This is a genomic window from Vitreimonas sp. (assembly GCF_035627415.1).
Classification (GTDB): domain Bacteria; phylum Pseudomonadota; class Alphaproteobacteria; order Caulobacterales; family Aquidulcibacteraceae; genus Vitreimonas.
In genome coordinates this window covers 179,349-194,202 of sequence record NZ_DASPLU010000031.1, presented here as the reverse complement: position 1 = coordinate 194,202, position 14,854 = coordinate 179,349, and the positions used below count along the sequence as shown (strand labels likewise).

The window sequence follows — 14,854 nt, the reverse complement described above, 5'->3', positions numbered from 1 at the left end:
CTTTTCGGCGACACTTCGCAGCCGTGCGCGGGCATAAGTCGTGCGCGCGGCTCGACAGGGCGTTTACTCCCTCGTTACGATTTAGCTCATTCGAGATTCCGAACGGCGATTCGGGGCGGCCGGGGAAATCGTGTCGAACACTGCTGCATACGACGAACCCGGCGCCGCCGGGCCTGCGTCGCAGGATAAATCCGGCCGGCCGTTCATGGCTTTGGTCGCCGTGTTCGTGCTCGCCTTCGCCGCCGCGACCGGCGCGCAGATCAAGTCGCACATCGACGATGCGGCGGGCACGACCGCCGCGGCGCAAGCTTCGACCGCGGGGCTGATCGCCGAGCGGGTGAACGCCAATCTCGCGATCGCGGTCGGCGCGACATCCGGCGCGGCCGAACTTGCGCGCGCCGGCGGCAGCGATCTCGCGTCGCTCGCCAACGCCGCCGCGCATGCCTCGCCCGCGACCGCGGCGGCGGTGATTGGGCCAAGCGGCGCCATCGAAGCCATCACCAATCCGGAACTGTCCGCCGTTGCGACCGCGGCCGCCAACGCCGCGGGCGATGAGCCGCTTTGGGCCGGCGCCCCCGACATGGGCGAACTGGCGACCGCGCCGACGATCGTGCGCCGCCTCGGCGACCGGCGTATCGTCACAATCATCGATTCGGCGCGGCTGCTGCCGGAGCTCAACGCCAACGCCCGCGTGCTGATCGCCTCGCCGTCGGGCGAGATCTTCTACGCTTCGCCGGCGCTGCAGTCGGCCGGCGTGCGGGCGCAGCAGCAGGTGCTCGCCGCCACGCGGAGCAATCGCGCCGGCGCGCTGATCGACGACGGCGCCGGCTCGACCTGGGTGGCGGCCGAAGCGACCGCGCAGATCGGCGGCTTCCGCATCATGGCCGCTTCGCCGGCGCCAAGCTCGCTGGCGCTGCTGCTCGGCGCGCTGCTGCAATATGCGCTGGTGGCGGCGACGCCGCTGGCGGCGATGGGCGTGCTCTATCTGCTCATGCGTCAGAACGCGCAACGCGCGCGGCTCGCCGAAGCCGAAGCGGTGCGCGCCGAAGCGCATTTCCGCATCGCCGCCGATGGGGCGAAAGTCGGCGTGCTCGAATGGCGTCCGGGCGCGGACGAAGTGCAGCTCTCCGAACAGGCCGCCCGTCTGCTCGGCGCGCCGCGCGACACCATCAGCCTGCGCGACTTGCTGGAACTGGTCGTCAACGAGGACCGCTTCGGCGTCGACGAGGAATTCCGCCGCGCCCGCATGTCCGGCCTGCTCGACGCCCGTTTCCGCGTGACGCGGAGCGGCGGTCTTGCCTGGATCGAAGCGCGCGGCGCTGCGGTCGAGGACGCGAGCGGCCGCGCCGAGACGCGGCTTTTCGCGACCGTCATCGACGCCACCCAGCGCCACGAGGCCGAAGCGCGCGTGACGCGCCTCGAGCGCCAGCTGCGCGCGGCGATCGAGAACTTCTCCGGCCCGTTCGCGCTCTGGGATGCGAGGAAGCGTCTGCTGCTCTGGAACCAGAGCTTCGCCCGGGCCTTCAAGCTCGGCCCGGAAATCCTGCGCCCGCGCGCGTCCTACGAAGCGATCGCGGCGGCGGCGACGGCGGCGATTCGGCGCGAAAAGCACGACCCGACCAATCCGGACGTGCGCGTAATCGAACTCACGACGGGCGACTGGCTGCACATCGTCGAGCGCCGCGCCGCCGATGGCGGCGTCATCACAGTCGGCGTCGACATCACGCCGCTGAAGCGTAAGGAAGAAGAGCTGGCCCGCAACGAGCGGCGCCTCTCCGACGCGCTGACGCGCGCCGAAAGCCAGGAATACCGGATCAAGGCGCTGGCGCGCGAAGCGCACGAGGAGCGGCAAAAGGCCGAAGAAGCCAGCCGCGCCAAGTCGACTTTCCTCGCCAATATGAGCCACGAACTCCGGACGCCGCTCAACGCGGTGATCGGTTTCTCCGAGATCATGGCGAAGGAACTATTCGGCGCCATAGGCAACGATCAATACAAGCAATACGCCACCGACATTTTCGACAGTGGCAATCACCTGCTCGAACTGATCAACGACATTCTCGACATGGCCAAGATCGAGGCCGGCAAGCTGACGCTCAGCCCGCGCCCGCTCGATCCCAGCGTCGCCATCGAGCAGGCAGTGCGCCTCACCAAGCGCAAGGCGGAGGAGAAGGGTCTCTCCGTCGTCGTCGACGCCGAGGATCTGCCGGAGATCGAGGCCGACCATCGCGCGGTGAAGCAGATCTTGCTGAACCTCCTCTCCAACGCGGTGAAGTTCACCGATCAGGGCGCCATCATGGTGCACGCCCGCGCCAATGCGCAGACGCTGACGCTGCGCGTTGTCGACACCGGCTGCGGCATCCCGCCCGAACACCTGCCGCGCCTCGCGCGCCCGTTCGAGCAGGTCGAAGCCGAACTCACGCGCAACAATCACGGCACCGGCCTTGGCCTTGCGCTCACCAAGTCGCTGGCGGAGATGCACGGCGGCAAGCTCTCGATTCAGTCGGAAGTCGGCCGCGGCACCATCGTCACCATCACGCTGCCGCGCACGTTCGGCGGCCAGCGCGAACTGGCGCCGGAAGCCACCGCCGCAGAGTAGATCAGGGCGTCTGCCGCTCTTGCCGGCGCTGCTCGCGACGTTCGCGCCAACGCTCCCGCCGTTCCTCGCGCCGCTCGCGGATCGTCTCGCGGTCGACAGCCGGCGCGTCCGCGGGTCGTGCGCCGTCTTCAGCCGGCGCAAGGGATCGACGCGACGCCGCCGGCGCGCGGCGGAGCGCGGCCAAAGCGTGACGACGTTGCTCGGGGGAAAGCTCGCCGAAGGCGCGCGCCATGTTGTCGTGAAAGACGCCGACAGCCTGCTGATCCGCCGCGCGCAGCCGCGCGAACGCCGCCCGCACGCGCTCCACGTCATACGGCTCCTCGGCCGCCGCCGCGAACGCGTCCCGCCGCGCCTGCATCGCCGCGCGGCGGGCGGCGCGCGAGTCGTCCCAGCTTTCCGCCAACTCGGCACGCACCTTCGCGCGCGCGTCCTCCGGCAACGCCGCGACGAACGCGCGCGGCCCGGGCATCCGGTCGACAACAGCGCCCGGCGCTTGCCGCTCGAGCCGCACGCCTGCCGCGAGACCGCCCGCGACGGCGCCGATCACCAACAGGTTCGCCGCCACCGAAAGGAACAGCAGCGTGCGCCAGGGAAATCGCCGTTCGCTCATCCCTCTTCTCCGGACAGATCGACCGGCGCTTCGAACGCCATGGCGAAATACGCCTCGTCCGCGTCGGTCGCGACCGGCGCGAACCGACCGCCGCCATAGCCGATCACCACGCCGAGCAACGCACAAGCGGCGAGCGCCCAGCTAGCGCGGGCGCCGAAGCCCTGCGCCGGCCGGGGCGCCTGCGCGAGCACCCGCGCCGACAAGTCGGCAAGATCGCCTCTGGCGGCTGGCGCCGAAGACAGCGCCGCGTCCAGCGCGCCGGCGTCGCGCAGCCCAGCGGCGAGCGCGGCGGCGTGCTCTTCGGCGAACCGTTCACCAGCGACGCGCTCGGTGGCCGGCCAGCGCGCGAAATCCGCGCCGTACGCCTCCAGCAATTGTTCGAACCGAGCCCGGTCCATTGCCTATCCTTCCACTTCACCCGCGCGGCGCGCCGCCGGCTTCTCCGATCAAATCCTGGACGACGTCGGCAAGCGCCGCCTTCAGAGCGCGCCTGCCGCGCGCGAGAAGGGACTCGAGCGCTTCAACGCTGATTTCCAGCATTTCCGCCGCCGCTATGTTGCTGAGTTCCTGATAGTGCACCAGCACGATGGCCGCCCGCTGCCGCTCCGGCAGCTGCGACAACGCCGCCTCGACCTTCGCCGCGCGCTGTTGCGCCAGCCACGCTTCGCTCGCCAGGGGCGCAGGATCGGCGACCATCAAGCCGGCGTCGGGATCGGCCCTCTCGCGCCGGCGGCGCAAACGATCGTAGCAAAGATTGAGCGCGACCCGATGCATCCAGGTCTCGAACTTGGCCGCCCCGGGCTTCCAGCGAGGCGCCTCGCGCCAGACGCGCAGAAACACCTCCTGCGCCACGTCCTCGGCCTCCGCCGCATCGCTGAGCATGCGGCGCGCCAGCGCCACCATGCGCGGCAGGTGCCGGCGCACGAGCGCTTCGGCGGCGCGGCTGTCGCCCGCCCCGGCTTTCCGGACGTACTCTGCGTCCGGGTCGAACATGCGCCCCTCGGCCTCCTCGTCTCGCCGAGACTTGCTTAGCCTCCATTCGCCCGCGCGCGAACACTTTCCAGCTCGGCCGCGCTCACGACGCCGTCCCGATCCCGGTCGAGCCACGCAAAAGCGCGGTAAGGCTGCGCCATGACTTCCGCCCGGCTCGCCTGTCCGTCGCGATTGGCGTCCGCCCAAAACAGACCGCGCTCGATTCGCGCCGGCGCGGCGATGCGTTCGGCGCGGCTGAGAAGACCGTTTCCATCGTCATCGAGACGCGTGAAATACGCCGCCCGTGCGGCTTCCGCCTCGGCGCGGCTGATGGCGCCGTCGCCATTTGCGTCCATCCGCCGCCATCGGTCCTGCGCCCATGCGGGCGTGGCGGTCAGCAGGACCGCCGCTGCAACGAGAATTGCACGTTTTGGCACGTCGATTGCTCCGCTTTTGGAGCTTCAACGGCGCAGCGGCTGCGATCCGTCGCCAAGCGGGCCGATAATCTGCACGAAGGCGGCCCGCACGTCCGCCTGCACCTTTCGCACCTTGGCCTCCAGCGCCTCGAAGTCAGCGGCGCCGGCCAAAGCCGCCAGCCGCGGCGGCAGCGGCGGCGGCGCGTCGGCAGCATCGAACTCGCCGCCAATGCAAATGCGCAGCAGGTGCTGCAGATCGCTCCACAGCTTCCAAGCCGCGCCGAGGCGATCGGCGAGCGCCGGGTCGATCTTGCCTGCGGCCGACAGGCGCTGCAGCGCTTCGCCGGTGTTCGGCGACAAGGCGCCGGGCGCTTCGGCGGCATGAGCCAGTTGCAACGCCTGGGCGATGAACTCGATGTCGACGAAGCCGCCGGGCGCGAGCTTCAGATCCCAGATCGAGCGCGCGCTGCGTTCGCGCTCCATGCGCGCGCGCATGTCGGCGACTTCGGCGAGGACTGTCGCACCATCGCGCGGCTTGGCGAGCGTCGCGCCGGCGATCTCCGCGACTTTTCGCCCAAGCGCCGGATCGCCGGCGACGGCGCGGAGCCGCGTCAACGCCTGCAGCTCCCAGGTCCAGGCCTCTTCGTCGTAATAGCGCGCGAAGGAGGACAGTCGCACGGCCACGGGGCCCTTCGAGCCCGAAGGCCGAAGCTTGGTGTCGATCTCGTACAGCTCGCCTTCTTCTGTCGGCGCCGAGAGCGCGCTGATCAGGCGCTGGGTCACGCGCGCATAGAATTCCCCCGCGGTCGCATGCTCGGCCGCCGCCTCGTAGACCAGCATCAGATCGAGATCGGAGCCTTCGGCCAGTTCACGGCCGCCGAACTTGCCGAGCGCGAGCACGGTGAACGCGCCCGGCTGGGCGCCGTCGCGCCGCTCCACTTCCGCCAGCGCCGCATCCGCCATCGCGGCGACACAGGCTTCAGCGAGGTCCGCGTGCGCGGCGCCGGCTTCGGCCGCATTGGCTTGTCCCTCCAGCACCTGCACGTCGATGCGGAACGCTTCTTCACGCTGAAAACGCCGCGCCGCGTTCAAACGCTGTTCGAACGTTTCGGCGATGGAGAGCCGTTCCGCGAGTTCGGCGCGATATGCGCCCGGCGCATCCTGCGCCAGCGGCGCGGCGAAACGCGGCTCGATCAGCGCGTCGAGCAAGGCGGGGCGGCGCGCCAGATTGTCGGCAAGGCGCGGCGCCACGCTGAGGATGCGCGCGAGCAGATCGAGCAGCGCCGGCCGCGCGTCGAGCAGCGCCAACACCTGCACGCCGGCGGAAAGACCGGCGAAGAACGATGCGAAACGCACGAAGGCCTGGTCTGCGTCGCCTGCGCCGGCGAGGGCGCGCAGCAGCCTCGGCGTCAGCCGCGTCAACAATTCGCGCGCCCGTTCGGACCGCATCGCGCGGATGCGGCCGTGGTGCCAGCCGCGAACGGTCTGGCTCACGAACGCCGCCTGCTTGAAGCCGAGCTGCTCGATCGTGCGCAGCGTTTCCGGATGATCCTCGACGCCGGTGAAGATCAAGCTGCCGAGCGGATCGGCGAGGCTCTCGCCGCGACCGAACAATTGGTGATCGATGTCGGACACGATTTTGCGGCGCTCGACCAGAGCGGCGTCGAACGCGGCGAGATCGGGAAAGCCCGCGAGCGCTGCGACGCGCGCACGTGTCTCCGGATCGGGGGGCACGCGATGGGTCTGCGCGTCCTCCAGCATCTGGATGCGGTGTTCGATCTCGCGGAAGAAGATGTACGCCTCGCACAACGCCGAGCGCGCGTTCTCCGAGATCGCGCCGGCCGCGGCGAGCGCGTCGAGCGCGGCCAACGTGCGCTGCTCCCGCAGACGCCTGTTGCGGCCGCCCAGGATGAGCTGCTGCGTCTGCGCGAACAGTTCGATGTCGCGGATGCCGCCGCGCCCGAGCTTCACGTCGAACACAGGATCGCCGAGTTCGGCGCTCTTGTGCGCCGAGAGGATCTGCCGCTTGATCGAGTGCACGTCCTCGACCGCGGCGAAGTCCAGATGCTTGCGCCAGATGAACGGTTCGAGCGAGGCCAGAAACGCGCCGCCGCACACGCGATCACCGGCCGCTGCGCGCGCCTTGATGAACGCGGCTCGCTCCCAATTCTGGCCGAGCGTCTGATAATAGTGCTCCGCCGAGGCGATCGATACGGCGACGGGGGTCGAGCCCGGATCTGGCCTGAGGCGCAGATCGGTGCGGAAGACGTAGCCGTCGACCGTCACCTCTTCGAGTGCACGCACGATCGGCGCAACGAGGCGCACGGCCGCGACGCGCGGCTCGCGCGCGTTAGCTTCCGCCAAGCGTGCGGAGTCGAAGAACACCGAAAAATCGATGTCGCTCGAATAATTGAGTTCGCCAGCGCCCATCTTGCCCATGGCGATCAGCGTGAAGCCGGGGATCGGGCCTTCTTCGGCGGTTGCTGCAGCGGGCTCAATGTCGCCGCGCCTGACGCTCTCGCGCACGCCGAGCGAGAGCGCGGCGCGCAACGCGGCGTCGGCGAAATCGGTCAGAGCGCCGGTGACGCGCGGCAGCGGCCACTGGCGCGAAAGATCAGCAAGCGCAGTCGCCAAATGCACCGCATCCTTTGTCCGGCGCAGCGTGCGCATCGCCTCTTCGAGCGGCGGCGGATCGGCGGCGATGGCGTCAGCCGTTCGCAGCGCGTCGCCGAACAGGCGCTCGGCCCAATCGGCGCCCGCGTTTTCGAGAAGATCGGGTCGACGCTCGGTCAGCCGCTTCAGGTAAGGTGCGTTCTCGACCGCAGACGCTGCAGCGTCAGACCACGGACTGCCCGTGAACGCCGCCGGCGCGGCGCGGCGCGCGAGGGCGGGGCCGACGTCTTGCATCTCAAGCCGCCGCCGGCAGCACGAGCGCAGCGCCGAGGCCCTTGCCTTCGCCATTGCTCAAGCCGTCGCGCAGGTGAAGCCCGCCTTTGTGCAGACGCGCCACCGCGGCGACCAAGCTGAGGCCCAGGCCCGCACCGGGCGAAGAGCGCGCGCTTTCGAGACGCACGAAACGTTCCAACACGCGGTCGCGATCCGCCGGCGGGATGCCCGGGCCGTCGTCGAGCACGGCAATCTCGATGCGGCCATCGGCGCGGCGCACGGCGGAGAGATCGATATGTCCGCCTTCGGGCGTGTATTTCAGCGCGTTCTCGACCAGGTTCGACACCGCCTGCGTGAAGAGGCCCGGTTCGCCGTTCACAACGAGACCGGGCGCGACTTCGCCGCGCAAGGTGCGGCCCTGCTCTTCGGCGGCGGGCTCGTAGAACTCGACCAGCTCCTGCAGCACCTCGCTTGCGTCGATGCGCTCGAACCGCCAGTTCGGATTGCTCTCCACGCGCGCGAGCTTCAGCACCGCCGCGAACATGTCGAGCAGATTGTCGGCTTCCTCGAGCGCCTTGCGCAACGCTTCGCGGTCGTTGCGGCTGTCCTCCGGCGCTTCGAGCGCAGCTTCGAGCTTCTGCCGGAACCGCGTCAGCGGCGAGCGCAGATCGTGTGCGATCGCATCGCCCGCCGTGCGCGAGACGATCATCAGCCGCTCCAGCCGGTCGAGCATGGCGTTGATGGCTTCGGCCAGCTCGTCGAACTCGTCGCCCTCGCCGCGCACCGGCGCGCGGCGTTTGAGATCGCCGCCCATCACGTCGCGCGCGGTGTTGGCGAGCGCTTCGACGCGACGCGAGGCGAACCACGAGGCGGTGAGCCCGCTAGCGACGGAGAGGATCACGCCGAGGATCGCCACGGTCCACAAAACGCGGGTGATGCGGCCGGTGATGACGGCGCTGTCGCCAAGGTCGCGCGCGACCAAGAGGATCGGACCGTTGAGCAGGCGGCCGACTTGGCCGCGCGCGCGCGAACGCTGCGGCGAGCCTTCGCTGTTCGTGGTCTCGAAACTGAAATCGACCCGCTGCACCGCCTCGCCAGGCAGCGCCGGCAGTTGCGGAAAATCACCGGTGATGACGGCGCCGTTCGCTTCCGCCAACACGTAGAGCAGCGGCCCTTGGCTGGCCGAGCGCTCCACCACTTCCTGGTTCAGCCGGCGGATGCCGCCTTCAGCATAGGCGCGTTCGAGCGCGGCGTATTCTTGGTCCGCCAGAATGTCGGAATCCGCCACCAGCTGGCCGATGGTGGCGAAATAGACGTAGACGAGCAGCGCCACGACGAACAGCAACACGACGCCGGCCTGCGCCAGCGCAAGCCGGAACGTCGTGGTGCGAAGGAGCGCGAGGCTTGGCCTCATGCCTCCAGTCGATAACCCGATCCTCGGACCGTGTGCAGCAGGGATTGTGCAAAATCGCGGTCGATCTTCGAACGCAGGCGCGAGATGTGCACGTCGATCACGTTCGTTTGCGGATCGAAATGATAATCCCAGACGTTCTCGAGCAGCATCTTGCGCGTCACCGTCTGACCGGAATTGCGCATCAGATACTCCAGCAGCCGGAACTCACGCGGCTGCAGGTCGAGCTTTTTGCCGTTCCGCTTCACGGTGCGGGCGAGCAGATCCATTTCGAGATCGCCGACCTGAAGCCGCGTCTGCACGTCGCGGTCGCGCCCGTGCCAAAGCGCGCGCACGCGCGCGAGCAGCTCGCGCGTCGAGAACGGCTTGCCGAGATAGTCGTTGGCGCCGGCGTTGAGTCCTTCGACGCGGTGATCCTCGTCGTGCAGCGCCGAAAGGATCAGCACCGGCGTCGACACGCCTTGCTCGCGCAATTCCCGCACGACCGAGACGCCGAGCTTCTTCGGCAGCATCCGGTCGAGCACGATCACATCGTAGCCGCCGTTCGCCGCCATCGAATGGCCCTGCTCTCCGTCGCGCGCGATCTCGACTTCATGTTCATCCGCCGCCAACGAGGCGCGCAGGTTCTCCGCCATGTCGGCGTCGTCCTCCACCAAGAGCACGCGCATGCCGTCCCTCCTCAACGTTCTGCGACATCCACCGCAACGAAGCCCCGCCCGCCCCGAGTTGCAACCTGCAGCAGAATCGGCCGGTCGGCGCGCTGCGCCGCCTGAGCCGCATTGCTCAATTCCTGCACCGTGCGCAGCGCGCGCTGATCCGCTTGCAGGATCGCGTCGCCGACGCCGATGCCCTTTTGCGCCGCATCGCTGGTCGGCTCGACCGCGGTGACGACCAGACCCGCATCGTTCGCGGCAAGGCCGAGCCGCGTGCGGTCTTCCGCCGTCATCGGCCGCACTGAAAGCCCGAGCGAGCTCTGCGCCACGCCCGCGCCGCCGCTTTCGGGCGGCGTTTCTGGCGTTGCGCTCGGCGGCGGATTGGCGGCCGCGAGTTGCTGTTCGCTCGGACGCTCCTGCAGACGCATATTCAACGTGCGGCGCTGGCCATTACGCAGCACTTCTATGCGCGAATTGTTGCCGATCGGCGTCGCGCCCACGCGCTGGGTGAGATCGCGGCTGTCTTCGATGCGCTCACCGTTGAAAGTCAGGATGACATCGCCCTGCTGAATGCCGGCGCGCGCCGCGGGGCCGTCCGGAACCACCGTCGCGACGAGGGCGCCGCGCGGCTCATCGAGGCCGAGGCTGCGGGCGATGTCTCGATCGAGCGGTTGGATCGAGACGCCGATCCAGCCACGCGTCACACGGCCGCTTTCCAGCAGCTGCTGCACGATCTGGTTTGCGGTGTTGGCCGGAATGGCGAAGCCGATGCCGACATTGCCGCCGGTGGGCGAGAAGATCAGCGTGTTCACGCCGATCACGTTGCCATTGATATCGAAGGTCGGGCCGCCCGAGTTGCCGCGATTGATCGGCGCGTCGATCTGCATGTAGTCGACATAGGCCGACGTGCCGGCGTCGCGGCGCCCGATCGCCGAAACGATGCCCGCCGTCGCGGTGCCTTCAAGGCCGAACGGGTTGCCGACGGCGACGACCCAATCGCCGACGCGCACGTGGCGCGCATCGTCGAAGCGCACGAACGGGAAGCGGCCGGTGCGTTCGGTCACGCGGATCACGGCGATGTCGGTGGCTTCATCCGAGCCGACCAGTTCCGCCTGTAGCTCCCGGCCGTCGCTGGTGCGCACGGTGATTTCCTCGGCGCCTTCGATCACGTGGTGGTTGGTGACGATGGTGCCGTTCTGATCGATGAAGAAGCCGGAGCCGAGCGAGGTCGGCGCGGGGCCGGGACGGCCGGGCTGGCCGCGGAAGAATTCCTCGAAGCCGGGCGGCAGCCCTTCGGGCAGCTGCTGTTGCACCGAGCCCGGACGCTGGCGCACCGAGATCGAGACTACCGCCGGGCTCACCCGCTCGATCAGGTTGGCGAAGCTCATCGGCGCGCCGGATGGCGGCGCGACGGCGCCCGGATTGATTTCCTGGGCGCTCGTCATCGGCGCCAGAGCGAAACCGGTGAACAGAGCCAGCGCGGCGCCGCTGGCGATGGCGGTGCGGCGGAGGTACTTCATCGAAACTGCGTCAGTCATTGAGACCCTCGGAGACCCTGTGATTGGAAGCTGAGCCCGGCTGCGTTGCAAGCCCTTAAGATAATGAGCGCTGGGGGCCGGTTAAGGACCGTTTGGGGCGAAGTTGCGATTAATTGGGCCGGCGGCGGACGGCTTTTTTGCGGCGGTTCCCTGTCGGTTCCGACCAAACGACAGCGCGGCGCGACGGGTCCTAGCGTTCGCTCTCTTCCGGCTGAAGTCCGGCGCCGGCGCGGGTGCGGTCCCGAGCGGCGAAAATAGTCAGAAGTCCAATCAGCAACAGCGCCAGCGGTGCGAGCCAGAGCGCCCAGGTGCGGGCGTCCCACGGCGGACGGAACAAGACGAAGTCGCCATACCGTTGGCGGAAGTAGTCACGGATCTCGGCGTCGCTGTCGCCAGCCACGATCCGCTCGCGGACCAGCCGTCGCATATCCACAGCAATATCGGCGGTCGATTGCGCGATCGGCTCGTTCTCGCACTGGACGCAGCGGATCTCGGCGTCGAGCGCGCGGGCGCGCGCCTCCTGCGCCGGGTCGCCAAGAACGGCGGGCGCGGCGGCGGCGACCAGCATGGCGAGCAGGCTCATGGCCCCACCTTTCGCCGCCGCGCCAGCGCGATCAAGCTCAGCACGCCGCCGAGCGCCATCATGATGCCGCCGAGGAAGATCAGGTAGACGAGCGGATTGTGATAAAGCCGGACCGACCAGGCGCCCGGCGTATCGCGCACGGCTTCGCCGAGCGCGACGTAGAGATCGCCGTCGATGCGGCCGAGAATGCCGACTTCCGTCGTCGGCATCGGCGAGGTCGGAAAGAAGCGCCTTTCGGCCGAGAGCAGCTGCGAAGCCCCCCGGCGGTCGACGCGGAAGCTGGCGCGATTGGCCGAATAGTTGGGGCCTTCGATCTGGCCGACTTCGAGCAGCGTCACGCGCCCGCCCGCGAACGCGACGCCCTCGCCGGGCCGCAGCGCGACCGCGCGCTCGCTGCGAAACGAAGTTTCAGCGATCGCCCCGATGGTAAGCACGCCAGCGCCGATATGCGCCAAGCTCATCGACCACACCGCGAGCGGCAACAGCGCGAGTTTCGCGCTCACGTGTCCCTCGCCGCGCTGCAGCCGCGTCCAAAGATAGATGAGGCCGCCGGCGACCAGCCAAACGCCGAGCGCCAGTCCGATCGCCGGCGCTGCACGCCAGTTCGAGAGCGCAAGCGCGGCGATGAGCGTGACTGCTGCAAGGATCGCCGCCGGCGCGAGCTTCATCAAAGCCGCGCGCATGTCGCCGACGCGCCAAGTCAGCATTGGCCCTAGCGGGAGCAGCAAGAAGAGGACGCCGATCAGCGGCGCGACCGTCGCGTTGAAGAACGGGGGGCCGACTGAAATGAGACCGCCGCCCGCGGCTTCGACGATGAGCGGATAGAGCGTGCCGATCAGCACGACGCCCGCGGCAACGGCAAGCCCGAAATTATTCCAGACCAGCATGCTCTCGCGGCTGACGGCGGCGAAGCCCGAAGGCTGCCGCAGCTTCGGCGCGCGCCAAGCGTACATGCCAAAGCCTATGCCGAGCGCGATGAACAGCAGCACCAGCATGGCGATGCCGCGCGTCGGATCGACCGCGAAGGCGTGCACCGACGTGAGCACGCCCGAGCGCACCAGGAACGTGCCGAGAATGGCGAGGCCGAAGCCCATGATCGCGAGCAGAATGGTCCAACTCGCCAGCGAGCCGCGCCGCTCGGTGACGATGGCCGAGTGCACGAGCGCGGCGGCGACCAGCCACGGCATGAAGCTCGCGTTCTCGACTGGATCCCAGAACCACCAGCCGCCCCAACCGAGTTCGTAATAGGCCCAGTACGAACCGACGGCGATGCCGGTGGTCAGGAACGTCCACGCCGCGAGTGTCCAGGGCCGGAGCGCACGGGCCCAGGCTTGATCGGCGCGACCGCTGATCAACGCCGCGATCGCCAGCGAAAACGGCACGCTCAAGCCGACATAACCGAGATAAAGCAGCGGCGGATGCGCCACGAGCGCGGGATCCTGCAGCAGCGGGTTCAGCCCGGAGCCGATCATGGGCGCGGGATCGAGCCGCGCGAATGGGGGCGAGAGGAACAGCGTGTAGATCAGCGCGCCCGCCGTCACGAGCCCCTGCACGCCGACAGCGCGCGACCAGAGCGCCAAGCTCTGACGCCCCCGCGTCGAGGCCAAAATGGCGCCGAACAGCGCCGACACCGTGCACCACAGCAGCATCGAGCCTTCGTGGTTTCCCCACGCGCCGGCGATCTTATAGATCAGCGGTTTGTCGATGTGCGAGTTCGCCGAAACCACGGCGACCGAGAAGTCCGACTGCACGAAAAGCGCGATGAGGCATGCGAACGCGAAGGCGCAGAGCGCCGCCGCCGCTTGCGCGATTGCCGCCGTCGCCTCCGCGCGCGAGTCGCGTCGCGAGGCCATCAACCCCATCACGCCCTGCGCCAGGCTGAGCGCCAACGCCAGCGACGCCGCGAACGCGCCGATCTCTGCGATCATGGCGCGCAAGCGCCATGATCGGAAACCAGAAGCCAGAAGTCAGAAGGCAGAAGGCTTACGCGCGGCTCGGCCGCGCGATTCTGATTTCTGATTTCTGATTTCCGACTTCTCATTGCCCTTTCCATTCGCCGCGCTCCTTCAGCGCCTCGGCGACTTCGCGCGGCATGTAGGTTTCGTCGTGCTTGGCGAGCACGCGCTCGGCCTCGAACGCCGCGCCCGGCGCCCATGTGCCTTCGGCGACCACGCCTTGGCCTTCGCGGAAGAGGTCGGGCAGAAGCCCGTCATAGCGCACTTCGACCTGCGTCACGCCGTCGGTGACGGCGAAGCGATTGGCGCCGGTATCGTCGCGCCGCAATGTGCCCTCGACCACGAGCCCGCCCAGGCGCACGCGCTGGTTCGGCTCCGCCTTCTCCGCCAGCTCGGACGGCGCGACGAAATACACAACGGAATCGCGCAGGCCCGCGAACGTCAGCGTGGCGGCAAGCACCAGCACGGCGCCTGCGGCGCCGATCATCATCAGGCGTTGATCCCGGCGCCGCACGTCAGCCTCCCTGGCTCATTTGCCGCGCCATTTCGCGGCGCGGATCGTCCGGCGCCATGCGCTGAAGCGCCTCACCCCAGAGCCGGCGCGCGTCGGTTTCGCGGTTCTGCTCCATCGCCGCCATCGCCTGATAGATCCATGGCACGGGATCGTCGCTGATCTCGCCGGCCTGCACGAAATACGCCTGCGCCTCCGGCGTGACGCGTCCCTCGATCGCGACCAAAGCCCGGCCCATGCCGAGCAACGCTTCGACCGATTGCGGTTCGAGGCGAAGCGCGCGATCGAACTCGAGCGCCGCCTCGCGCCCGCGTCCCATCGACAGCAGCACTTTCGCAGCCTCGACATGAGGCACGGCGTCCTGCGGGTTCTCGCGCGAAAGATGCAGCCAGACAGCGAGATATTCCTCGCGCGTGATCGGCGGCGGCGTCGGGCTCTGTAGCCCGGCCAGCAGGGTTTCGAGCCGCTGCGCATACGCTGCGCCCGGCAGCTCGGGCCGGCCGATGGCGAGATAGACGCCAAGGCCTGCGATCGTCACCGCAAAGCAGGCCAACAGCGCCGGCCGCGCCGAACTCGCGCCGCCGCCCGCGCGGCGGTAGGCGCGCAGCACCCAGAACGCCGCGCCGGCCGCAAGCGCGGCGCCCGTGAGCAGCACTATAACAGCGGTCCACACCGTGAGGTCCCTAGCCTCGTTTGCAGCGCGGCGAAATCCGTTCGGACGCC

General features: G+C 68.9%; 13 protein-coding genes. 1 reads left to right on the top strand and 12 read right to left on the bottom strand.

What is annotated here, in order from left to right:
• Positions 1–130: 130 nt before the first annotated feature.
• A complete protein-coding gene (locus VEA80_RS17090; protein WP_325061986.1) occupies positions 131–2,596 on the top strand; it encodes a PAS domain-containing sensor histidine kinase in 2,466 nt (821 codons plus the stop codon).
• 1 nt (position 2,597) lies between these two features.
• Here VEA80_RS17090 and VEA80_RS17085 read toward each other — a convergent pair whose 3' ends face one another.
• The 12 genes from VEA80_RS17085 to VEA80_RS17030 form a co-directional block, all read right to left on the bottom strand.
• On the bottom strand, positions 2,598–3,206 hold the full coding sequence (locus VEA80_RS17085) for a periplasmic heavy metal sensor (RefSeq protein ID WP_325061985.1): 609 nt from the start codon (positions 3,204–3,206) through the stop codon (positions 2,598–2,600).
• Positions 3,203–3,604, bottom strand: coding sequence for a hypothetical protein (locus VEA80_RS17080; RefSeq protein ID WP_325061984.1), 402 nt, complete (start codon positions 3,602–3,604; stop codon positions 3,203–3,205). Before VEA80_RS17080 ends, VEA80_RS17085 begins: the two co-directional genes overlap by 4 nt.
• Before the next feature lie 16 nt (positions 3,605–3,620).
• The gene (locus tag VEA80_RS17075; RefSeq protein ID WP_325061983.1) at positions 3,621–4,313 is read right to left on the bottom strand and encodes an RNA polymerase sigma factor; all 693 of its coding nucleotides are present in this window, start codon (positions 4,311–4,313) and stop codon (positions 3,621–3,623) included.
• On the bottom strand, positions 4,235–4,615 hold the full coding sequence (locus tag VEA80_RS17070; RefSeq protein WP_325061982.1) for a hypothetical protein: 381 nt from the start codon (positions 4,613–4,615) through the stop codon (positions 4,235–4,237). The genes VEA80_RS17075 and VEA80_RS17070 overlap by 79 nt, the downstream gene beginning before the upstream one ends.
• A 24-nt stretch (positions 4,616–4,639) precedes the next feature.
• Positions 4,640–7,501 carry a bifunctional [glutamine synthetase] adenylyltransferase/[glutamine synthetase]-adenylyl-L-tyrosine phosphorylase gene (locus VEA80_RS17065; RefSeq protein ID WP_325061981.1) on the bottom strand — a complete coding sequence of 954 codons (2,862 nt, stop codon included), beginning with the start codon at positions 7,499–7,501 and terminating at the stop codon, positions 4,640–4,642.
• A 1-nt stretch (position 7,502) separates the two neighbouring features.
• Positions 7,503–8,894 (bottom strand): HAMP domain-containing sensor histidine kinase, encoded by a 1,392-nt coding sequence (locus VEA80_RS17060; protein WP_325061980.1) that lies wholly within the window; start codon positions 8,892–8,894, stop codon positions 7,503–7,505.
• Positions 8,891–9,559 (bottom strand): response regulator transcription factor, encoded by a 669-nt coding sequence (locus tag VEA80_RS17055; protein ID WP_325061979.1) that lies wholly within the window; start codon positions 9,557–9,559, stop codon positions 8,891–8,893. The genes VEA80_RS17060 and VEA80_RS17055 overlap by 4 nt, the downstream gene beginning before the upstream one ends.
• A gap of 11 nt (positions 9,560–9,570) precedes the next feature.
• The gene (locus VEA80_RS17050; RefSeq protein WP_325061978.1) at positions 9,571–11,082 is read right to left on the bottom strand and encodes a Do family serine endopeptidase; all 1,512 of its coding nucleotides are present in this window, start codon (positions 11,080–11,082) and stop codon (positions 9,571–9,573) included.
• Between the two features lie 190 nt (positions 11,083–11,272).
• Positions 11,273–11,665, bottom strand: a complete 393-nt coding sequence (locus tag VEA80_RS17045) for a cytochrome c-type biogenesis protein (protein ID WP_325061977.1) — start codon at positions 11,663–11,665, stop codon at positions 11,273–11,275.
• Positions 11,662–13,593: a heme lyase CcmF/NrfE family subunit gene (locus tag VEA80_RS17040; RefSeq protein WP_325061976.1), complete on the bottom strand. Its 1,932-nt coding sequence runs from the start codon at positions 13,591–13,593 to the stop codon at positions 11,662–11,664. Before VEA80_RS17040 ends, VEA80_RS17045 begins: the two co-directional genes overlap by 4 nt.
• Positions 13,594–13,702: 109 nt before the next feature.
• Positions 13,703–14,134: a cytochrome c maturation protein CcmE gene (gene ccmE / locus VEA80_RS17035; RefSeq protein WP_325061975.1), complete on the bottom strand. Its 432-nt coding sequence runs from the start codon at positions 14,132–14,134 to the stop codon at positions 13,703–13,705.
• Position 14,135: 1 nt separating this feature from the next.
• Positions 14,136–14,804: a tetratricopeptide repeat protein gene (locus VEA80_RS17030; RefSeq protein ID WP_325061974.1), complete on the bottom strand. Its 669-nt coding sequence runs from the start codon at positions 14,802–14,804 to the stop codon at positions 14,136–14,138.
• Positions 14,805–14,854: the final 50 nt, after the last annotated feature.